At 56.5% G+C, this 20,939-nt stretch carries 22 protein-coding genes; 8 read left to right on the top strand and 14 right to left on the bottom strand.

Features of this window, described 5'->3' with window-relative positions; genetic code table 11:
• The first annotated feature begins 1 nt into the window (after position 1).
• The 5 genes from HUN04_15155 (at position 2) to HUN04_15135 (ending at position 5,358) form a co-directional block, all read left to right on the top strand.
• Positions 2-412, top strand: a complete 411-nt coding sequence (locus HUN04_15155; protein WDP90959.1) for a hypothetical protein — start codon at positions 2-4, stop codon at positions 410-412.
• 87 nt (positions 413-499) lie between these two features.
• Complete coding sequence (locus HUN04_15150; protein ID WDP90958.1) at positions 500-2,239, top strand: HDOD domain-containing protein; 1,740 nt, start codon at positions 500-502, stop codon at positions 2,237-2,239.
• 312 nt (positions 2,240-2,551) lie between these two features.
• Entirely contained in the window at positions 2,552-3,547 is a 996-nt protein-coding gene (locus tag HUN04_15145) for a TRAP transporter substrate-binding protein (GenBank protein WDP90957.1), read from the top strand.
• A 3-nt stretch (positions 3,548-3,550) separates the two neighbouring features.
• Positions 3,551-4,036, top strand: coding sequence for a TRAP transporter small permease (locus tag HUN04_15140; GenBank protein ID WDP90956.1), 486 nt, complete (start codon positions 3,551-3,553; stop codon positions 4,034-4,036).
• A gap of 5 nt (positions 4,037-4,041) precedes the next feature.
• On the top strand, positions 4,042-5,358 hold the full coding sequence (locus tag HUN04_15135) for a TRAP transporter large permease (GenBank protein WDP90955.1): 1,317 nt from the start codon (positions 4,042-4,044) through the stop codon (positions 5,356-5,358).
• 50 nt (positions 5,359-5,408) lie between these two features.
• Here HUN04_15135 and HUN04_15130 read toward each other — a convergent pair whose 3' ends face one another.
• The 12 genes from HUN04_15130 to HUN04_15075 form a co-directional block, all read right to left on the bottom strand.
• Positions 5,409-6,821, bottom strand: a complete 1,413-nt coding sequence (locus tag HUN04_15130; GenBank protein ID WDP90954.1) for a sigma-54-dependent Fis family transcriptional regulator — start codon at positions 6,819-6,821, stop codon at positions 5,409-5,411.
• Entirely contained in the window at positions 6,818-8,341 is a 1,524-nt protein-coding gene (locus HUN04_15125) for a PAS domain S-box protein (protein ID WDP90953.1), read from the bottom strand. The genes HUN04_15130 and HUN04_15125 overlap by 4 nt, the downstream gene beginning before the upstream one ends.
• Positions 8,338-8,823 carry a hypothetical protein gene (locus HUN04_15120; GenBank protein WDP93303.1) on the bottom strand — a complete coding sequence of 162 codons (486 nt, stop codon included), beginning with the start codon at positions 8,821-8,823 and terminating at the stop codon, positions 8,338-8,340. The genes HUN04_15125 and HUN04_15120 overlap by 4 nt, the downstream gene beginning before the upstream one ends.
• Entirely contained in the window at positions 8,810-9,382 is a 573-nt protein-coding gene (locus HUN04_15115; GenBank protein ID WDP90952.1) for a hypothetical protein, read from the bottom strand. Before HUN04_15115 ends, HUN04_15120 begins: the two co-directional genes overlap by 14 nt.
• A gap of 109 nt (positions 9,383-9,491) precedes the next feature.
• Positions 9,492-11,189 carry a sulfite exporter TauE/SafE family protein gene (locus HUN04_15110; protein WDP90951.1) on the bottom strand — a complete coding sequence of 566 codons (1,698 nt, stop codon included), beginning with the start codon at positions 11,187-11,189 and terminating at the stop codon, positions 9,492-9,494.
• Positions 11,190-11,211: 22 nt separating this feature from the next.
• A complete protein-coding gene (locus HUN04_15105; GenBank protein WDP90950.1) occupies positions 11,212-11,583 on the bottom strand; it encodes a hypothetical protein in 372 nt (123 codons plus the stop codon).
• 42 nt (positions 11,584-11,625) lie between these two features.
• Positions 11,626-12,384 carry a (2Fe-2S)-binding protein gene (locus tag HUN04_15100; protein ID WDP90949.1) on the bottom strand — a complete coding sequence of 253 codons (759 nt, stop codon included), beginning with the start codon at positions 12,382-12,384 and terminating at the stop codon, positions 11,626-11,628.
• Complete coding sequence (locus tag HUN04_15095; GenBank protein ID WDP90948.1) at positions 12,377-12,826, bottom strand: CBS domain-containing protein; 450 nt, start codon at positions 12,824-12,826, stop codon at positions 12,377-12,379. Before HUN04_15095 ends, HUN04_15100 begins: the two co-directional genes overlap by 8 nt.
• On the bottom strand, positions 12,823-13,041 hold the full coding sequence (locus tag HUN04_15090; GenBank protein WDP90947.1) for a hypothetical protein: 219 nt from the start codon (positions 13,039-13,041) through the stop codon (positions 12,823-12,825). Before HUN04_15090 ends, HUN04_15095 begins: the two co-directional genes overlap by 4 nt.
• Before the next feature lie 15 nt (positions 13,042-13,056).
• Positions 13,057-15,216: an FAD-dependent oxidoreductase gene (locus tag HUN04_15085; protein WDP90946.1), complete on the bottom strand. Its 2,160-nt coding sequence runs from the start codon at positions 15,214-15,216 to the stop codon at positions 13,057-13,059.
• 9 nt (positions 15,217-15,225) lie between these two features.
• The gene (locus tag HUN04_15080) at positions 15,226-15,741 is read right to left on the bottom strand and encodes a 4Fe-4S dicluster domain-containing protein (GenBank protein ID WDP90945.1); all 516 of its coding nucleotides are present in this window, start codon (positions 15,739-15,741) and stop codon (positions 15,226-15,228) included.
• Between the two features lie 240 nt (positions 15,742-15,981).
• Positions 15,982-16,305 (bottom strand): LysR family transcriptional regulator, encoded by a 324-nt coding sequence (locus HUN04_15075; GenBank protein WDP90944.1) that lies wholly within the window; start codon positions 16,303-16,305, stop codon positions 15,982-15,984.
• Between the two features lie 87 nt (positions 16,306-16,392).
• Between HUN04_15075 and HUN04_15070 the strand changes: the two genes are divergently transcribed.
• The 3 genes from HUN04_15070 to mobB are packed head-to-tail and all read left to right on the top strand — an operon-like array spanning position 16,393 to position 18,543.
• Positions 16,393-17,013 (top strand): formylmethanofuran dehydrogenase, encoded by a 621-nt coding sequence (locus HUN04_15070; GenBank protein WDP90943.1) that lies wholly within the window; start codon positions 16,393-16,395, stop codon positions 17,011-17,013.
• Positions 17,000-18,037, top strand: a complete 1,038-nt coding sequence (locus HUN04_15065) for a molybdopterin-binding protein (GenBank protein WDP90942.1) — start codon at positions 17,000-17,002, stop codon at positions 18,035-18,037. The genes HUN04_15070 and HUN04_15065 overlap by 14 nt, the downstream gene beginning before the upstream one ends.
• The gene (gene mobB / locus HUN04_15060; protein ID WDP90941.1) at positions 18,037-18,543 is read left to right on the top strand and encodes a molybdopterin-guanine dinucleotide biosynthesis protein B; all 507 of its coding nucleotides are present in this window, start codon (positions 18,037-18,039) and stop codon (positions 18,541-18,543) included. Before HUN04_15065 ends, mobB begins: the two co-directional genes overlap by 1 nt.
• 98 nt (positions 18,544-18,641) lie before the next feature.
• Here mobB and HUN04_15055 read toward each other — a convergent pair whose 3' ends face one another.
• Together HUN04_15055 and HUN04_15050 are read right to left on the bottom strand one after the other, a co-directional pair.
• A complete protein-coding gene (locus HUN04_15055; protein ID WDP90940.1) occupies positions 18,642-19,814 on the bottom strand; it encodes a hybrid sensor histidine kinase/response regulator in 1,173 nt (390 codons plus the stop codon).
• Positions 19,815-19,846: 32 nt separating this feature from the next.
• Positions 19,847-20,935, bottom strand: a complete 1,089-nt coding sequence (locus HUN04_15050; GenBank protein WDP90939.1) for a two-component system response regulator — start codon at positions 20,933-20,935, stop codon at positions 19,847-19,849.
• Positions 20,936-20,939 lie beyond the last annotated feature (4 nt).

Genomic DNA, 20,939 nt, shown 5'->3' with positions numbered 1-20,939 from the left:
GATGACCTGGATTAAAAAAATAATTTTCATATCCGTCCTGGGCCTTCTCCTGGCCGGCCCGGCCCTGGGGGAGGAGACCGGAGACGAATACCAGACATTTGTCGACATCGTTTCCGAAGTCGATGACAACGGCACCATGATTCAGCTTGGCGATTTCACCATCACCAAGATCAAATCCCTGTGGCTGGATGAAGGCCAGAGGGACGGCCAGGGCAATCCCGTCCTGTTCCGGGTGCCCAGGCGCTATATCAAAGTCGGCCAGCCCGCCCGGGTCTTTTTGGAACAAAAAGATGAAAACGGATTCTGGATTGCCCATAGGTTGATCGTCTTCTCCGGCAAGGGCCTGGAGGAGGCAATCACCATGCTTCCCAGCCACAAGCGCCGGGAACTCAAGGAAGGGTCCCGGGAATAAACCGGGGCCATCCTGAAAACAGCCACCGGGCGTTGCTGAAAACAAAGGATGACAGCAGCCCCTTAAACAGGTACACTGAACGGGCTTATGAAACCGTTCTATTCCCAGATACAGCCGGAAAACCTGCCCATGCCCGACCAGGGCATCATGGCCGTGATCCGTTATGCCCTTAAAGAGGATGCAGACTTTGAAATCCTGGGCCGGCTGATTTCCGTCAACCCGGCCCTGACCATCCAGCTTCTGGGCCTGGTCAACTCGGCCTTTTTCGGATTCAGGGAACGGATCTCCAGCATCCCCCACGCGCTCACGGCCCTGGGACTGAAACAGATCCGGAGCCTGGTACTCTGCTTTGCCGTCAAGGAAACCTTTGCCGAGCATTCCATACCCGGCTTTGACATCAACGGATTCTGGACGGATTCCGTCCGCCGGGGGGCTGTCGCCAGGGAGCTGGCCAGGATGGCCGGAGAATCCGATGATGAGGCCTTTTCCGCCGGCATGCTGCTGGATATCGGCCTGCTGGCCCTGTTTTTCCTGGAGCCGGCCAAGGCGGACCGGTGGCCCCTGCTCCGGCCCAATCTACCGGAGGACCGGCGGCGGATGGAAAAATCCCTGTTCCGGACCACCCACGACCGTATGGGCGGCCTCCTGGCGGCCAAATGGGGACTGCCCCAGGCCTATGTGGATGCCATCCAGGCCCACCATACGGCATTCGACCGCCGCCGGGACAGGCCCGATGGACCGTCCCCTCTGGGGCTGCCGGCGATCATTCACCTGGCCGACCTGTGCAACGCCGTCTACACCTGCCATGACAAGGCCAGGGCCCTGACCCTGGTTGAACAGCGGGGCAGGCAGTTATTCGGCCTGGATGCAGAGGAAATAACCATCCTTCTCTCCCGGCTGCCGGACCTGGTTGAAACAATCACCGGCCCCATGGCCATCCAGCCCGGTCCCCAGACAGATTTCAACACCATCATGAGCCAGGCCGGCCAGAAGCTGGTGGAAGACAATATCACCTACCGGGAATTAACATGGAAACTCCAGCATTCCCTGAAACAGCGGGACGAATATGCCCACCGCCTCCAGACCGAGCTGGGGGTGGCCCGGGAGATCCAGAAAAGCCTCCAGCCTGAGCCCGGACGGTTCCCCCAGATTGCCGCCTTCAACCTGGCCGCCTACCACCTTTCTGGGGATTTTTACGATTTTTTCCACCTCCCTTCCGGGGACATCGGCTTCTGTATCGGCGATGTATCCGGAAAGGGTACGGCAGCCGCCCTGCTCATGGCCAAGGCCATCTCCCTGTTCAGGTGCCTGTGCAAACTGGAAGAGGATATGGGACGGGTGGTGGAAATGATGAATACAGAACTCTATGAAACCGCTGTCCGGGGCATGTTCGTCACCTTTGCCGGAGGACGGCTGGACCCGGAACGCCGCCAAGCGGCCCTCATCAATATGGGCCATGTTCCCCCCATGCTCATCCGGGCGGGCAAGATCACCCGGGTCAACCCGGCGGGCCCGCCCCTGGGGGTGCTGCCCCAGGCCAGCCCCGTGGCCCAGCCCCTGGACATCGCCGGCAGCCGCCTGGTGCTCTACACCGACGGTTTCACCGAAGGAAAGCAGACCACAGCGGAGGAAAAAAACGCTGCCCCCCTTGGATTCAAAGGTTTTTTACGCTGGCTGGTCCAGTCCGGGGACCTGCCCATCCGGGAACAGACCCGGTGGATGCAGGAAAAATGCAGGGAAAAACTATCCCCCCGGTCCGACGACCTCACCCTGATGATTCTCTCCGGCGAAGATGATCCCGCCGCCCCTGGAAGAAAAATTAGTTGACCCGGCAATTTTCAGGTTTTTCCGGCCGAATCCGGGCCGTATTTTTTTTTCGGCTTGAACGGCCACCCAAACAGGCCGCGACACACAGCTTTAATTTAGCTGGAAAATAGCTAAAATCTTCATCGATACCGGTCTTACCCAAGGACCGAAACCCCTTTAAAATTGGCATTGTTGACCGCTCAACCAATTTTTCACCGGTTCTTCAGCCCCCCCTTTAATTTTTCCTTGACACCCCCCTTTGCTCCGATACTATAGGATATCCTTTTTAGCTGGCTTACAGCTACAATATAACTATTTTACCGGAGGTTTTCCATGAAGCGGACAGCTGTTTTTCTATGTGCAACTCTGGCCCTTTGCCTGTTATCCGCCCCGTCTCTCTGGGCAAAAACCCAGTTGCGGTACGCCAATTTTTTCCCGCCCACCCATATCCAGAGCCAGCTGGCCGAATCCTGGTGCAAAGAGGTTGAAAAACGGACAAAGGGAGAAGTTGTCATCCAATACTTTCCCGCCGGCACCCTGACCAAGGCCCCCCAAACCTACGACGGAGTGGTACAGGGCATCGCCGACATCGGGATGACGGTTCTGGCCTATTCCCGGGGCCGTTTCCCCGTGGCCGCCGCCATTGACCTGCCCATGGGCTATACCTCCGGGGTCCAGGCCACCTCCCTGGCCAACGCCGTCCTGGACGAATTCACGCCCAAGGAGTTCAAGGACACCCAGATCATGTTTCTCCATGCCCACGGCCCGGGCTTTATCCACACCCGGGACAAGGCCGTCAACGGCCTTGAGGACCTGAAGGGCATGAAGCTGCGGGGCACGGGCACCTCCGGCCTGGTCCAGGCCGCCCTGGGGGCCTCTCCGGTGGGCAAAAGCATGCGGGACTGTTACCAGATGCTGCAAAAGGGCGTGGTGGACGGCTCCTCCCATCCCATGGAATCCAACAAGGGCTGGAAGCTGGGGGAGGTGGTCCACTACATGGTCCAGAATTACTCCACTGCCTACACCACCACCTTTGCCGTATTCATGAACAAAAGAAAATGGGCCAAGCTCACCCCGGACCAGCAGAAGACCATCACCGCCATCAACGCGGAATGGGCGGTCAAACACGGTGAAGCCTGGGATGAATCAGACCTCAAGGGCCTGGCATTTTTCAAGGAAAAAGGGGGCCAGGTCATCGCCCAGTCCGAGGCTGAGTCGGAAAAATGGAAAGCAGCCGCCCGGCCGGTCATCGACAATTATATCCAAAAAGTGGCCAAAAAAGGCCTGGACGGGAAAGCCATTGTTGACTTCATTAAAACGAAACTCTAATCCATGAAATATATATTTAACCTGCAGGATTTTCTTTCCGGGATGCTCAGGGGCATCGGCGGACTGGCCCTCACCGCCATGATGCTCCTCACCGTTGTTGATGTGGTGGGCCGTTTTTTCAAACATCCGGTATTCGGCTCCGTTGAGCTGGTGGGGTTCCTGGCCGTCATTGTGGCGGCTGCGGCCCTGCCCCACACCTACAAGGCCAACGGCCATGTGGGGGTGGAAATTTTTCTACGCTTTCTGCCCCCGAGGGTCCGGCTCTGGGTCGAGCTGGGCACCCGGGTGCTGAGTTTTCTGCTCTTTGCCGTGATTGCCTGGCAGATGTTCCTTTATTCCGGGGACCTCAAGGAAACCGGAGAGGTCTCCATGAACCTGGAACTCCCCGTCCATTATATTGTCTTTCTGCTGGCCTCGGGCCTTGGGATCTTTTCCGTGACCATCCTCCAGCGCATTGTTGACACCCTCAAGCAGATAAAGGAATACTGATCCAGATGAGCCCCATCCTGGCCGGCATTGCCGGCATTTTCATTATGCTTCTCATGTTCACCACCCGGATGCCCGTGGCCTTTGTCATGGCCCTGGTGGGATTTGGCGGCTTCTCCCTGATGATCTCCCCCGAGGCCGGACTGGTCCTTTTGTCCAGAAATGTATTTGAAACCTTTGCCTCCTATGACCTGACCACCATCCCGTTGTTCATCCTCATGGGACAGCTGGGGTTCAACTCGGGCATTTCCAAACGGCTCTACGATGCGGGATACAAATTTTTAGGCGCCGTCAGGGGAGGTCTTGCCATGGCCACGGTGTCCGCCTGCACCGCCTTCGGGGCGGTCTGCGGCTCCAGTCCGGCCACCGCCGCCACCATGGCCACGGTGGGGCTTCCCGAGATGAAGCGCTTCGGCTATGATGACGAGCTGTCCACCGGGGCCGTGGCCTCGGGCGGGGGCATCGGCATGATCATGCCCCCCTCGGTGGTGCTCATCATCTACGGCATCCTCACGGAACAGTCCATCGGCCAGCTCTTTGTGGCGGGCATCTTTCCGGCCATCCTGGTGACCCTGCTCTTTATCGGGGCCATCTACCTGCGCTGCCGCATGGCGCCGGAACTGGGCCCGGCCGGGGAGTCCTTTACCTGGTCCGAAAAAGTCAAAGCCCTGATGGGGCTGGGGGAGACCCTGGCCGTCTTTGCCCTGGTGGTGGGCGGAATTTTCTATGGATTGTTCACCCCCACCGAAGCCGCCGCCGTGGGCGCCTTCGGGGTGCTGGCCATTGCCGTTGCAAGAAAGCAGATCACCTGGAAAGGCTTTGTCAAATCCCTGATGGAAACCCTGCAGACCTCCTGCATGGTCCTCATGCTCATCACCGGCGCCGTGATCTTCGGCAAATTCCTGGCCGTCACCCGGATCCCCTTTGAGATCGCCGACTGGGTCGGCGGGCTGAACATGTCACCGGTCCTGGTCATGGGGGTGATTATCCTCATCTACTTTATAGGGGGCTGCTTCATGGATGCCCTGGCCTTTGTCACCCTCACCGTGCCCATCTTCTTTCCCGTGGTCATGGAACTGGGGTTCGATCCCGTATGGTTCGGGGTGATCGTGGTCATGGTCACGGAGATGGGGGTCATCACCCCGCCCGTGGGCATCAATGTCTATGTGGTCTACGGGGTGGCCAAAAATGTACTGGCGGAACCGGTGCGCCTGGAAAAGATATTCAAGGGCATCACGCCTTTTCTTATGGCCGTGATGCTAGGGGTGTTGATTTTAGTCTGCTGCCCCTGGATAATTCTCTTCCTGCCCAACCTTATGTACTGAATGGAGACCTTCAGAATTGACGAAAATAGCGGGCCTTCCCGGCGGGAAGGCTATTTCCCCCGGTACCGGTCCGGGTCGATATCGTACCGCTTCATGATCTGCTGCAGGGCCTGGCGGTCCATGGCGCAGCGTTTTGCCGCCTGGGTGATATTGCCCCCGGTCATGGTGAGCATGGCCCCGATATAATTGTGGTTGAACCGGGTGAGGATTTTCTCCTTGGCCGCCTTGTAAGGAAGTTTTCCCGTCTCGCCGTCAAGGCTGCCGCAGGTGTTGTCGGGCCCGTCTCCGCCGGTGAGGATGCTGGCCGGGATATTGGCCCGGCGGATGGTTTCGTCTTCGGAATAAAGAATCCCCTGGACCAGAACATTTTCCAGTTCCCGGACATTGCCCGGCCAGGGCTGCTTCATGAGCAGGTCCAGCACGTTTTCCGACAAGCGCCTGGACGGTTTGTTCAACTTTTCACAATGCTTGGCCAGGAGGTGGTCGCAGAGCAGGGGGATATCCGTAATCCGGTCCCTCAGGGGCGGCAGTTCAATGGTAATCACTGAAAGGCGGTAGAAAAAATCCTCCCTGAATTCTTTGTCTGCAATTTTCTGTTTCAGGTCCTGGTTGGTGGAGGCGATGATCCGCACATCCACCCGGTCCACCCGGGTATCTCCCAGGGGCTTGACCTCTTTTTCCTGGATCACCCGCAGCAGCTTGGTCTGGATGGAGGGGCCCACATCACCGATTTCATCCAGGAAAATGGTCCCCTTGTCGGCCTCCTGGAAGAGGCCTGTTTTATCCCGGTAGGCATTGGTAAACGCCCCCTTTTTATACCCGAACAATTCGCTTTCCAGGATGTGTTCGGGAATGGTGGGGCAGTTCACCGGGATATAGGGTTTGCCCTTTCTGTTGCTCAGGGTATGGATGGAACGGGCCGTCAGGTCTTTGCCCGTTCCGGACTCTCCGGTGATGAGCACGGTGACGTCGGAACCGGCCACCAGGGAGATTTTCTCAAACACCTTTTCCATGGCCGGGCTCTGGCCGATGAGGGGCAGGGGTGTTTTTTGGCAGGCCTGCTGGAGCCGCTTGTTTTCATTGAGCAGGCGGCTGCGTTCCAGGGCCTTTCCGATCTTAAATATGATTTCATCCTGGTCAAAGGGTTTGGCAATAAAATCATAGGCCCCTTTTTTAATGGCGGTCACTGCTGATTCAATGTTGCCGTAGGCGGTGAGCATGACCACGGTGAGGTCCGGGCTGTGCTGTTTCAACCGCGCCAGCAGCTCAAACCCGTCCATGCCGGGCATGCGGATATCGCTGATCACCAGGTCGAAAAGGGTGTCGGCCTGCTCCACGACATTCATGGCCATTTCTCCTGAAAAGGCCATGGTTACGTCGCAGTCCAGCTCCGGCTCCAGGGTGCGCTGCAGCAGGCGGGTCATATCCTTTTCATCATCAACAACAAGAATCTGTGCGGTCATGACTCACCTCCTTTGTCTTGTTCCAGGGGCAGGCGGATGGTAAAGACCGCCCCCCCCTCTTCCCGGTTTCCGGCGGTGATGGTCCCGCCGTGGCGGCGAATGATCCCGTATCCCACGGAAAGCCCCAGGCCGGTGCCCTGTCCCACGGGCTTGGTGGTAAAAAAGGGATCAAAGATCCTGGGCAGGTGGCGTTTTTTAATTCCCGTGCCATTATCCTGCACCGAAATCAACACATCTGCCCCCTCTTTATCAGTAATCACCTCGATGCAGCCGTCGGGAATGCCCTCAACGGCATGGCAGGCGTTGATCATAAGGTTGATCATTACCTGGGTGAGTTCCTGGGCATTGCCGTTGACATTAAGCGTATCGCCCTTCCAGAGCCCCAGGCGGACCTCGGCCCTTCTGAAATCCGTATGGTTGCTTAAAAACTTCACCACCCCGTCCACCACGCGGTGCACGTCCACCCGCCCCCTCTCCTTGGAGCCCTTTCTGGAAAAGCTGAGCAGATCCGACACCACATCCTTGCAGTTCTTCACGTGCTTTTCAATGGTTTTCAGGTCCTCTTCAAATCCGGTGTCCGCCTTAACGGCCTCTTCCTTGAGCATGAGCTGGGTGTATCCCAGAATAATTCCCAAGGGATTGTTGATCTCATGGGCCACTCCGGCGGAAAGCTCACCCAGGGCGGCCAGTTTATCGGCCTGGGCGATCTGCTGCTCCATCTGTTTTTTCTCGTTGATATCCTTGATAATGAAATGAAAAGTCTTGCCGCAGCCAAAGGCCCCGTAATCGGCGCCGCCGGTGATCAGAACCCGGATCTGGGAGCCGTCGGGCCGCAGGAAATCCGTTTCCTCGTTCAGGACAAATTCACTGGTGGTCAGCAGGTCCCGGAGCCGGGCCCAGTCCGAGGGCTTGGTTATGAAATCTCCGAACCCCATTTCCCGGTCCAGCATATCCGCCTTCTGGTAGCCGGTCAGGGTGATCCCGGCCTGGTTAATCTCGGAAATCCGGAACCGGGCGTCGGTGACCACAATGGTGTCCAGGGACTGCTCAAAAATCCGTCGCGCCTTATGTTCCGAGGAAGTGAGCATTTCGGTGCGCTCCACCACCTTGTGCTCCAGGGTCTGATTCAGGCTCATGAGCTGGTCATGGGCCTCCTCCAGCTTTTCCCGGGAGGTGAGAATCTTTTCATTGATTTTCCAGTTCTGGTTAAAAAACAGGGTAATCAGCCCCACCAGCATGAAGGAGACCGTATTCACGGCCCCGGTATAGGGGCTGATGGAGGCCCAGATGTCCGGATTGGCCGTCAGCACGAGAAATTGCTTGAGGATATGGGAAAAAGACCTGGACACGGCAAAGATGGTAAACCCGGTGGAAATCCATAAAAGGTACAGAAAAATCGTGTTGTCATGGTCCAGTTCCCGCAGCTGCTTGGCCTTGTCCAGGGCCAGGACGGCAATGACCACCATGGCCACGGAACCAAACATATCCACCAGGCGTATGGGCAGGGAAGAAAAAATCATAGCGCCTGCCCCTTTTTCCGGCGCTGCCGGAATTGCTCCCGGGCCAGAATATTGGCCAGCCCCCGGTAAAAGAGGAAAATGGCCGGCACGCAGAAAAAATGATCCAGCTTCAGGGTGTGGTAAAAGAGGGCCAGGAACTCAGACCCGCTCACAGCGGTGATCTCAACCTGCCATATGGAAAGATTCTCAACAAGCACCGCACCGATCTGATTGTCCAGGAAATGGGCAAAAACCGTGTCCAGATTCCAAACCACAAAGAGTACGGCAGACCAGAGGATCATTCCCCATCCCTTTTCCCGGTTCAGTCCCCGGCCCGTGATGATGAAAATCAGGACCACCATGGACAGCAGGAAAAAAACATGGCCCGCCTGGTGGACAATAATCCCCTCGCTGCTCTGGTGAAGCTGGATGGCTCCGGCCCTCTCCGGTGTCAGGAGCAAACCAAGGCCGCAAACAAATAATATGTGCTTAAGTGCCCTGATGGGATTTTCCTTTTTTTAAATATGCCCCGGCCAGGCCGTACAGGATAAATCCGGCCATCAGGCAGATGACATACCAGAACAGGGTCCCCACATGGAAGTCCGTGCCCATGGTAAAAATCCATGGGTCCCCGAATTTCGCCGCCAGGTTCTCCTTGGTGTAGGTCCTGGACAGGTAGGCGACGGTGGTGAGTACCGGCAGCACCGTTGTCACCAGATTCTTCATAAACCCCTCAAAGAAATAATCATAATAGACCTTGTTGAGTTTGGCCTGGTCAATATTTTTGGCCATGGTTTTGCCCTTGGCCCTATCCTGGGCCTTCATGGCCTCCTCCCGCACGGCCTGCCAGTGGAGGAACTCCTTTTTCAGTTCATCGTGCCGCCGGGTCCGGTAGATTCGAACCAGCACCCGGGTGACACCCACCGTGGCAAAGGCCAGGATCAGGACCACCCAGGCCGGCCCCAGGGCCTCAAGGGGAGCAATCAGCATATCCGCACCCGAGGCGGCGCCTTCCAGCCCCCCTTCAATTACCACCCACAGCCTGTCCAGATATTCATCCATCACATGTCACATTCTTGGTTAATGCCATAAAATCAGAAACCCGCGGTCCGAATCCGGATTATAGGATTTGGTCCCGCGGGTTTCAAGTCACTTGCACTCCTCTTGCAAATTAAATCCAGATCTCAATCTTGAAGAACCGGAAGAAGAGGAAAAAGAGGGTACATGCCAAGACCACCTTCAGGGTCATTTCCGAGAACATTTTCTGGGCGCGGGAGCCCAGCATGCCGCCGGCAAAGCCGCCGATGATTATGGCGATGGCCAGGGTCATATCCGGCAGGTACCCGGTCATCAGGTAACCGATGAATGAGCCGATACTTGAAAAACAGGTACCGATCAGGGAGATGGGTACGGCCACGTACATGGGCAGCGCCCCCAGTGTGGTCATGGCAGGAACGAGCAGGAATCCGCCGCCGATGCCGAAGGACCGGGAAACCACGCCGATGGCAACACCCAGGATACCAAAGAGCAGGGGATTGATCCTGAATTCCTCACCCCAGAATTTAAAACGGTAATCGGTGAGTCCGGTTTTAACGGGTTCGATGGAGCCCATTTCAGCGGCACGGCCTTCGGCCTTGGCCTTGGCCACCTCATCGTTGAACTTTTTGGTCATGGCCTTGATGTTTTTACGTTTTGCCATGGCAGCCGGGCGCATTTCCATGAGGGTCTTGATCCCCATGAGTACAACCAGGACCGCCAGCCATTCCTTGTAGGCCTTCATGGGCAGGAGGGCGGAGATATATTTGCCCAGCCAGATGGAGCCGATGAAGATACCCACGCCAAAGGAGATGCCGATGGGCCAGGCCACCCGTTTTTCAACCTTGGCATACCGGTAAAAGGATCCCAGGGGGGAGAACAGGGTCAGGGCCATGTTGGAGGGCTTGAGCACGTTGGCTGCATTGATACCCACAGGGCCCATGGTGTTGACCACCAGCACCTGGAAGGCGGCCATGAGCATGCCGCCGGCCGCACCGATCATGGAGAAGTAGGTCCCCACCAGGATGGCGCCGATGACGATCCACAGGGGATTCATGTACCGGAAGCCCTTGGTGAGCCAGTATCCGTTCTTTTCAATGGTGTATGCGGCGGTCTTTGCACCGTTGACATAAACGTCGAATTGGGTATTCGGCGGGGTGTGGCGGAAGGACTTAAAGGAGACCGTATACTTGCCCGTGGACTTATCCAGGCTGACTTTGGTGCCCTTGTCCCAGTAGTTGCCGGACCCTTCGTCCGTAACAACGGTCTTGGAAAAGATAACCACCTTGCCGATGCGGTTGCCTTCCTTAACAATGGTGTTGATGCCGTAGCTGGACTCATTGGCCCAGCGCAGGAAATTCCACTGCTTGTCGGAGCTGATGGGGCCCATCATGGCCCGGGCGGTGGCGTCCACCTCGTTGAATTTCTTTTTCAGGTAGAACATGGTGGTGGAATAAATCCCGTTGCCTTTGCCCAGAAGCACAGAGGGGCCGCCGAATTTTTTCTTGTCCACGCTACCGAATTTTTCCGGCACATTGGTGATCAGGTAGTAGAGGGGCGGAATGGCCGTATCCATGTCAAAGGCCCCTTTCTTGACGGTGCCTTTAAATTTTTTGATCTCATGCACCCCGTTGGTGTCCTTGGGGGCGAACATTTTTTTCTGGGCAATGGCCAGGTAAAGGTCCTGCCCCGGTTCAATCTGCCCGGAAATTTCGACCACATCCCCTGCCTTGTAGCTGCCTGCAGAAACTTTGGCAGTGCCGGCAAAGGCGGCCGGAGCAGCCAAAAACAGGGCCATTGCCATGGCTGTCAAATAAATACTGATTTTCTTCATTCGTTCTCTCCTTAACAAACAATTATAAATTAAAATACCTGGCCGCCAGCCTGGCCCCCAGGTAACTTGTAATACCTGAAACAACGATATAAATGAGCAGGTCCACCGCGGACAGCATCATAACCCGCCCTGCAAAAGGAAGGGCGGTATTGGCGATGGCAAAGACCGCAGCCCCCTGGCCGGCCCCCATGATAAAGGGAAAGATAAAACGGCCCCGGATCCTGTCCCGGAGCTGGTCCACCAGGGCAAAACCAATCATGGCGCCGGTAAATCCCAGAAACAGGGGGATAATGACCAGGGCCTTTTCAATGGTCAGAAAGGTGGTGGCAAACAGGGTCAGAATCACTGCCCCGCCGATGCCGCTTCCCAAAGATTTAATGCTGGCTGATGTCATACCGGTTTCCTTTTTCTCCTTCTCTTTCAATTGAGGATTCCCCTATTTGCGGGTCCGCTCCCGCTCGGTCACCGCCCGGTCGGACATGAGTTTGGCGCAGTTGGGGCAGAGGTGGTGGAGGTCCTTGGTATGGGGATGGGGATCGGTGGTCTCTTCCACATGGGCCAGAAACTGTTCGGTGGCGTAGCTTTTACCGCAGGCTTCGCACCGTTCCAGGGGCAGGCGGCTGATGACCTCATCCTTGATGGACACGGTCCTCACAAGGCCCTCGTCTTTGACCTGGATCACTTTGGTGGGACAGAGGTTGGCGCAGGTGCCGCAGCCGATGCAGGTGCCTTCCCCGGGCATGACCCTGGGGCCGGATTCGGTTTTCACCATTTTAATGGCCCGGGCCTTGACGATTTCATTGCAGACCCTGACGCAAAGGCGGCAGCGGATACATCCGTTGGGTTTTGGGATCACCGGCACATTGAACGCCTCTGCCAGTTCCCTGATGCGCCGGGACTCCGGGGCCAGGCCCAGCAGCTTGTTAAAGGCCTTCTCGCGGTTGGCCCGGACGAGCTCGGAATCGGTCTTTACCTCCAGTCCCTCCTTGACCTTCATGATGCAGGAAAGCATCACCGTCTGCCGGCCCGAGGGAGAGGTCACTTCAACCCCGCAGAGCTTGCAGGAACCCGAAGGCTTCAGGGCGGGATGGTAGCAGAGGTGGGGCACGGGAATCTTGTGCTGCCGGGCCACCTGGAGCACCGTGGTTCCTTCTTCCGCTTCAAAGGCTTTATCGTCAATATAAAACTTAATCATGGGCGGCATCCTGGAGGTCGGAAATATAATCCTTTAAATAATGGAGTTCCTGGGTGAGAGCCCCCACATGGACCTTAACCAGGTCTTCCAGGCAGATCAGGCCGATGATTTTCTCCTCCCCCACCACGGGCAGGTGCCTGATTTTCGCCTTGATCATCATGCCCATGGCATCTTCAACCTTGTCCGTGGGTTCGGCGACGATGAGTTGGGTGGTCATCACCTCTTTGATCTTCACCTCGCCGGGTTTTTTATCCGGAAAAAGGATGTGGCAGCGGACAAAATCCCGTTCCGTAAAAATACCCACGGGTGTCTCACCGTCCGTAACCATCAGGGCCGAGGCCCCGTAGGCAGTCATCTGCTGCAGCCCCTGGGCCACGGTCTGGCCTCCGGTGATGGTGTGGTATTCCCCCACATGGGATTCCAATAAATTCTTTACTGTCATTTATCCTCTCCAATGCAGCGCAGGCAGTCCTGGGGCAGCCTGTGGGTGCCTTTGCCTTCCAGGCTGACCTCGATCAGGGCATCCGGGTCATTGACCGTGGTGTCCGGATCGGTGACATACCCGTGGCAGCCGATGAAATCGTCCATATATGTTTCCCAGGCCTCGTCGTCGGAGCGCCTGTAGACCTCTATTTTATCCCCTCTTTGAAATTCCATGACCTCCTCCTTCCCCTATACAAAGGATACCGGGCCGCTTTCGGCATTTCCGGCAGCCCCGTTGCGGCGCAGACAATTATTGCACAGCATCCGTTTACCCGCTGCCGGGGTTACCCCTTGGGTTTTCTTCTGGATGAAACGGATGTATTGTTCTGATCCCAGCTCGGCTCCGCAGCCGTCGCAGTATTGTATTTCCTGGCTGTTGAGAACGGTGCCGCAGAGTTTGAGCATCCGCTTTCCGTCCCGTTTTTCGATGACCATGGCCTTATTTTCACAATTGGCCGCACAGGCTCCGCAGGTGATGCAATTTTCGGCCGTGGCCCTGAAATCCGTGGGGGACTGCTCATCAAATTCAAGGTATCCCAGCTTCAGGGCTCCGATGCCCATCTTGTCCCGGCAGATCTCAACACATTCCCCGCAGCGGCGGCAGATGTCGCAGCGCAGGCAGCGGCTGGCTTCCCTCCGGACCGCAGCCTCTTCATACCCCAGTTCCACCTGCTGAAAGGTGGTCCGGCGGCGGTCCAGGTTGAGCATGGGCATTTCAGGCTGCCTGGCCGTCATTTTCTGGCTGGCGGAAATTTCCATCACGGGTTCGGTGTTATGGCGAATGGGGGTTCTGGGCATTCTGGGCTGGGGAATCCCGCGCAGATACCGGTCAATGGCGTCGGCGGCCCGCTTGCCTCCGCCGATGGCTTCGATCACCGTTGCAGGGCCCGATACGGCGTCCCCGGCGGCAAACACACCCGGCTGGGTGGTTTCCATGGATGCATGGTTCACCTCTATGGTCCCTCTGCGGGTCCAGTTCACCCCGTCAAAGACCTCCATGCCGGCATCGTCCACATACTGGCCGATGGCCGAAATCACGGCGTCGGCATGGATCTCGAAATCCTGGCCTTCGATGGGCACAGGGGCCAGCCGGTCGGAGCCCTTTTTCTTTTTCAGTTCCGCCTTGATGCAGGAAAGGGCCGTAATTTCATCCCCTTCCCCCACAATGGCCTTGGGGATGGTGAGAAAGGCAAACTCAATGCCCTCTTCCTCGGCCTGTTCCACCTCTTCCACATCCGCGGGCATCTGGTTCCTGGAACGCCGGTAGGCAATGGTCACCCTTTCGGCCCCCAGGCGCAGGCTGGTCCGGGCGGCGTCAATGGCCACATTGCCCCCGCCGATGACCACCACATGGGAACCCGGGGCATGGTGCTCTCCCAGGGCCACATCCTTTAAAAATGTGACCGCTTCGATCACCCCGGGAAAATCTTTTTCTCCTTCGATCCCCAGATCCCAGGCCTTGTGGGCGCCGATGGCCAGAAAAAAGGCCTCGTATCCCTGGCGTTCCAGTTCTTCTTTGGTGATGTCCCTGCCAAACCTTGTATTATAGGAAATCTCCACCCCAAGGGCTTCGATCATGGCCACTTCCCGGTCAATGACCTCCCTGGGCAGCCGGTACCTGGGAATGCCCACCATGAGCATGCCACCGGGGATGGGCAGATCCTCCAGCACCCGGACCGTGTACCCCTCCAGGGCCAGGTAATAGGCACAGGAGAGCCCGCCGGGGCCGGCCCCGACAACACAGACCTTCTTCCCGTTGGCCGGTTTCGGTACGGGGTTTTTATAGGCCCTGTGTGACATGGCCCGCTCTGCGGCAAAGGCCTTGAGAAATTTAATGGAGACCGGGGTGTCGATCCGCCCCCGCACACACATCATTTCGCAGGGCCGGGTGCAGATCAGGCCGCAGACCCAGGGCAGGGGATTGTCCCGCCGGATCACCTCAATGGCGTCGGCATCCCGCCCCTGGGCAATGAGGGCCAGGTAGGTGGGAATATCAATGCCCGCCGGACAGGCCATCTGGCAGGGAGAGGGCGCCAGTTTCCCGCAGTCGTGGGAGGGGCAGTTCCGGGATTCGATATGATCCTGAAAGACCTCCCTGTTCTCCGCTAATAATTTTTTGACAATTTTCCCGGTTTCCCGGGTCTTGGCCGGGCTGTTGGTGTACGCATACTCTTCAATCAAGGTGTCGATGGCGGCCAGGTGCTGGTCACCGGCCGCTCCTTCGGCAATTTCCTCGGCCAGGGCAAGGATCTGTTCGGATATGCGCTGGCCCCTGGGATCGGACAGGCCGGCCGGCCCGATCTGCTCGGTCAGGAAAATAATGGTCTGGCGAACCGGACAGGTCTCCATGGCGACTCCTTAGAAGCTGGTATTTTCAAAGGAGGCCACGGCCTCTGCGTGGCGCTCCCGTCTGATCTGGGTCATATCCTCCACCTTTCCGAACTTGAGGCAGTTGGTGGTGCAGGTGGTGACGCAGGCCGGCTCCAGCCCTTCGTCGATACGGTCCTTGCAGTAATCGCACTTCACCACCTTCCCGGTTTCCGGGTTCCATTGGGGAGCGCCCCAGGGACAGGCGGAGACACAGGTCTTGCAGCCCACGCAGAGATCCTGGTCGATGAATACGATGCCGTCCTTGGCACGCCGCTGCATGGCCCCGGTGGGGCAGGCGGAAACACACCACGGATTTTCACAGTGGAAACAGGGCATGAAAATAAAAGAAATCTTGGGCACCTCGGCAACGGTCTTGGGGCCCACCTGGATAATCTGGCAGGGCTTTGGGCCCAGGGGCAGCCCTTTGTTGGACTTGCACTGAACCTCACAGGTCCGGCACCCGATGCATTTTTTGGTATCCTGAAACAGGTAGTACTTACTCATATGTCCTCCGGCGTGATCACGTTGTTAAAAACCTTTTAGGAGTTCTAACATAGCCATAACCATGCCATGGGAGGCCCATGGAAGCGGTTTTATTCTAACCCTTTAAAATCATGAATTTTTTTCACATAATTTCCAAGATCAGGAAAGATAGAATTAAAGATCCCGGACCCGTACGGCCGGGTGCGGCGCAATAAATTTATTGCACCGCATTGTTTTTATTGCAGAAATCGGCCCGGCGGCCTATTGGGGGAAGAGTTCGTCGAAAATGGCGTCGTCGGCGGCCATGCACCGGCGGTTCAGTTCTTTGTAGGCATCAAGAAGGGAACGGCCCTCATCCGTCAAGGAGGTTCCCTTGACACGGTCGGCATTGACCACGGGCCTGCCCCAGTTGTTTTCAGTGGATTTGATCTTACTCCATACAGATTTATAAGACATGCCCAGCGCCTTGGCGGTTTTATTGATGGAACCGGTCTGTTCAATGGAGGTCAGAATATCCATCCGCCCCTTTCCCATGATGATGCCGCCATCGTCTCCCACCAGAAGCTGCATTGATTTAAGCTTCATAATTTCCTTTTTTATGCTTGACCTTATGTTAATTTCAACATATACCTTATGTTAAACTCAACATAAGAGAAAGCCCGAGGAAAATCAATGAAAGATTTAGAAACCCTGCTCAACGGCGCGGCAAAGGCCCACGGCCACCTCTGCCCCGGACAGGTGGTGGGGGTGCGCATGGCCATGCTGGGCTGCCGGCTCATCGGGCTGGACGAGCCGTCCACCCTGCCCCAGATCAAAAAAATCATCGTGTATGTGGAAATGGACCGGTGCGCCACCGACGCCATCTCCTATGTCACCGGGGTAAAACTGGGCCGCAGGTCCCTGAAATTCATTGACAACGGCATCATGGCCGCCACCTTTGTCAACCTGGAAACCAAAAAAGCCTTCAGGATCGTGTCCACGGAAACCGCAAGGGACCTGGCGCCCGAACTCATGCCCCAGATTGACGATCCCAGGCAGCAGCAGCTTGAGGCCTATAAAATCATGGATGACAAGGATTTATTCACCGTGGACGAGGGCCGGGTGGATGTCCCCGCAGCGGACATGCCCGGCCCCACCCGGTTCAAGGCCGTCTGCGCCCGGTGCGGCCAGGTGGTCCGGGACAAAAAAGAAGTATTCAAAAACAATGAGATACTCTGCCGGCCCTGCGCCGCAGGCTCCTATTTTCAACCCCTGGAAAAGAAAGACAAGGAGAACCACCATGCAGCAGTTTAAAACCGTACCCGTAGAGCAGGCCGAAGGGCTGACCATCGCCCACGACATGACCGAGATCATCCCCGGGAAATCAAAGGGGCCGGTATTCAAGCGGGGCCAGAAGGTGGGGGCCGGGGATATCTGCCGCCTCATGCGCATGGGAAAAAACAATCTTTACGTTCTGGACCTGGACCAGGACACCCAGGTCCACGAAGACGATGCCGTTTACGAACTGGCCTCGGCCCTGGCCGGGCCGGGGGTGGAATTTCCCGGCACCCCCGGGGAAGGCAAACTGGAGCTGAGGGCCTCCTATCCCGGGCTCTTCAAGGTGAATACAGCGGCCCTGACGGAATTCAACATGATCGCCGATGTCATGTGCGCCAGCATCCACAACAACACAGTGGTGGAAAGGAACCAGAGCCTGGCCGCCACCCGGGCCATTCCCCTGGTCATTGAACGGCGATACCTGGACGAGGCCGTGGCCCTGGCCAAAGCGTCCTACCCTGTCTTTTCCGTGGCCATGTTCAATCCCCTGAAAATCCGGCTGGTCATCGTGGGCAACGAGGTGTACAACGGCCTGATCCAGGACCGATTCCAGGCCATTGTGGAAGAAAAGACCGCCGCCCTGGGCGCCCAGCTCCTTGAAACCCACATCCTCCCCGACGACAGGGAGATGATCACGGCGCAGATCCAGGACTATCTGGCCAAGGACACCGATTTAATCATCACCACCGGCGGCATGTCCGTGGATCCCGACGACGTCACCAAAGAGGGGATTGAAGCCTCGGGCTTTGAAGAGGTACACTATTCCTCGGCGGTGCTGCCCGGCGCCATGTTCCTTCTGGGCTACACCCAAAAAACCGCCATCATGGGCCTGCCCGCCTGCGGCCTCTACCACCGCACCACCATCTTCGACCTTATCCTGCCCCGGGTCATGGCCGGCGAACGGCCGGGGAAACGGGACCTGGCCAGCCTATGCCACGGCGGGCTCTGTCTCAACTGCAAGGTCTGCCGGTTCCCCCACTGCTCCTTCGGCAAAGCCTGATGCCCCGGACCATCTGCCATATCATCGGCCAGCCCGGATCCGGCAAAACAACGCTTACGGCCGCCCTGGTCCGTCATCTCACCAACCAGGGCCTGGCCGTGGGCACCCTAAAGCACTCGGCCCACGCCCACGAACTGGACAAGCCGGGCAAGGATTCCCACGTCCACCGCACCGCCGGCGCCGCCCCCGCCGCCATGGTTAACGCCACAATGGCGGCCCTCTACTTCCCGGCCTCGGACCTCACCCGGCCCGACCGCCTCATTGACACCTACTACAGCCATGCCGACATCATTCTCATCGAAGGCTGGCTCTCGGGCCCCTATCCCAAGATCGAAATCTGGCGCCGGGCCGTGGGCCGCCCGCCCCTGTTCCCGGACATTCCAACGGTCAGGGCCATTGCCACAAACGACAGCCCCGGCGGCACAGATCAAAGGGGCCTGGTCCGCCTTCCCCTGGAACCGGTGGCCGCCATCGCAGACTATGTTTTAAACATCGGACCGGTTTAAAATTTAAGGGTATCTCTAATAATTAAGGATTCAGGGCCATTATTCCCCTGCCCTTTTATTGCCCGCCATTCACCCCGGTTAAAGCGTTGCATTTAAATTCAATCCGTGTTGCTGTCGGACTGCTGGCTGGATAGCCTCGGCTTCTTCTCCCATCGTATATCGACTTTTGTTATATTGTCTTCATCTGATGTAAACAGCTGAATATCGGCACCGTGCATCTCAGCAGCCAGCCGGGCCGAATAGGTGCCGATCCCGGTTCCCTTTGGTTTGTCTGCGGTCACAAACTTTTCAAAAAAACAACTCCGGATGGAAGGATTTACCGCCCCTTTGTTTTCAACGCCGATACTCAGCCCCTTGGTATCCTGAATCATTATTTTTACCTGCTCTTTTTTTGGAGACGCTTCCAAGGCATTTTTCACCAGATTGCCCATCATGGAATAAAAAAGCAGTTCATCACAGATCAGTTCAAACCGGTCCTCCTGTTTGCGGGGATATCCGTTTATTTCAATCAGCAGTTCAAGCCCCTTGGACCGGATGATTTCCTCGCCCTCCATAAGCACCTGATCCATTAAGTACAACAGATCTGTCCGCTTGGCATCAAGCTTATACGATTTATCTTCCATCTTATAGACATCAAGGCAGCGGTTGACCATATTCAGTATATTGCGGCAGGATTTCAATTGTATCTGTATCATTTCCTCCAGGTCTTCTGGATCCTTGGCGGGCAGATGTAAGCGGATGATCTCTGCGGCACTCATGATGGCCTGGACCGGGTTTTTAAGATCATGGCGGGTGATATGGTCCACCTGTTCCCTGAGCCGGATATTTTCCTTTAATATCTCGTTCTGTATCTCAAGTTCCTTCCTGGCCGCTGCCAGTTCAAGATGGGTTTTTATCCGGGCGCGGATGACAGAAGAACTGAAGGGCTTGGTGATATAATCCACAGCGCCCAGCTCGAATCCGTAGGTTTCATCAACGGCATCGGCAAGTGCTGTGACAAACAATACCATGGCGTTCCTTGTGGCCCGGTTTTCCTTAACCCGTCTGCAGACCTCGTATCCATCCATCCCCGGCATCATGATATCCAGCAAAATGATATCCGGCATAATTTCGTTGATGATTTCCAGGGCAGATTGACCATCCATGGCGACACTGACCTCGTAGCTGTCCCCCAGGGTTCCCACCAGGATCTCAATATTTACCTGATCGTCATCCACCACCAGTATGGTATTTTTTTGAACCATATGCACGCCTCCATGGTTTGTATCCATTCGGCCTTTCCTTGTACGGATTTACAGACGGATTAATTCAGGGAATCCTTTTCCATTTCCGAATCCGCAAGTTCATGGGCGATCCGTTTGAAGGTACCCGCAATGTCAACAAAGGCATCCACCATATCCGGATCAAAGTGGCGCCCCTTGCCTTCTATGATGATGGAAACGGCTTTTTCGTGACTGAATGGCGGCTTATACACCCGTTTTGTGACCAGGGCATCGTAGACATCTGCGATGGCCATCAGCCGTCCGGATACCGGAATGTCATTCCCGGACACCCCTTTGGGGTATCCGGACCCGTCCCACTTTTCATGGTGGGTAAAGGCGATTTCACCGGCATACTTTAAAAAGGAGTTTTTCCCCAGCTTCTCCTCTGCGTCACGCAGGGTATCCCTCCCGTATACGGTATGCCGTTTCATCTCTTCAAACTCTTCTTCGGTCAGCTTGCCGGGCTTGAGCAGAATCCGGTCCGTGACCCCGACCTTTCCGATATCGTGAAGGGGGGCGGATTTATAAATCAGATCAATGGTTTCTTCATCCAGCAGGGCGCCATAGGCAGATTTCTGTTTAAGCACCCTGGCCAGTTCCCTGACATAATTCTGGGTCCTCTGGATATGCCCGCCGGTTTCGGGATCCCTTGTTTCAGCAAGGTTGGCCAGGCAGCAGATGGTGACATTCTGCGTGAGTTCAATCTGCCGTGTCCGTTCCGCCACCAAAGACGCCAGATGGTCCCGGTGTTTTTTCAGCTCAAGATGGTTTCTGACACGGGCTTTGATCAGGTCCGGGGAAAAGGGTTTGGTCACGTAGTCCACAGCGCCCAGGGCGAGCCCTTTGGCCTCGTTCTGCTCCTGATCCATGGCGGTGAGGAAAATCACCGGTATATCCTGTGTTTTCGAATCTGATTTCATGCGGCGGCAGACCTCGTAGCCGTCCATTCCCGGCATCATTATGTCAAGAAGAATCAGGTCGGGTTTTTCTTCTGCGATATTTTCCAGGGCAGACTCCCCGTCCAGGGCCACCCTGAGTTCGTAATCCTCTCCCAGAGTTTCCACAAGGATATCGATATTGGCCTCTGTGTCGTCCACTGCCAAAACGATGCAATCAGAATAATCATTCATGTAT

It is taken from the genome of Desulfobacter sp. (genome assembly GCA_028768525.1).
In the GTDB taxonomy this organism is placed as follows: Bacteria; Desulfobacterota; Desulfobacteria; order Desulfobacterales; family Desulfobacteraceae; genus Desulfobacter.
The sequence above is the reverse complement of the archived record's forward strand: the minus strand, read 5'-3'. Positions and strand labels throughout refer to the sequence as shown.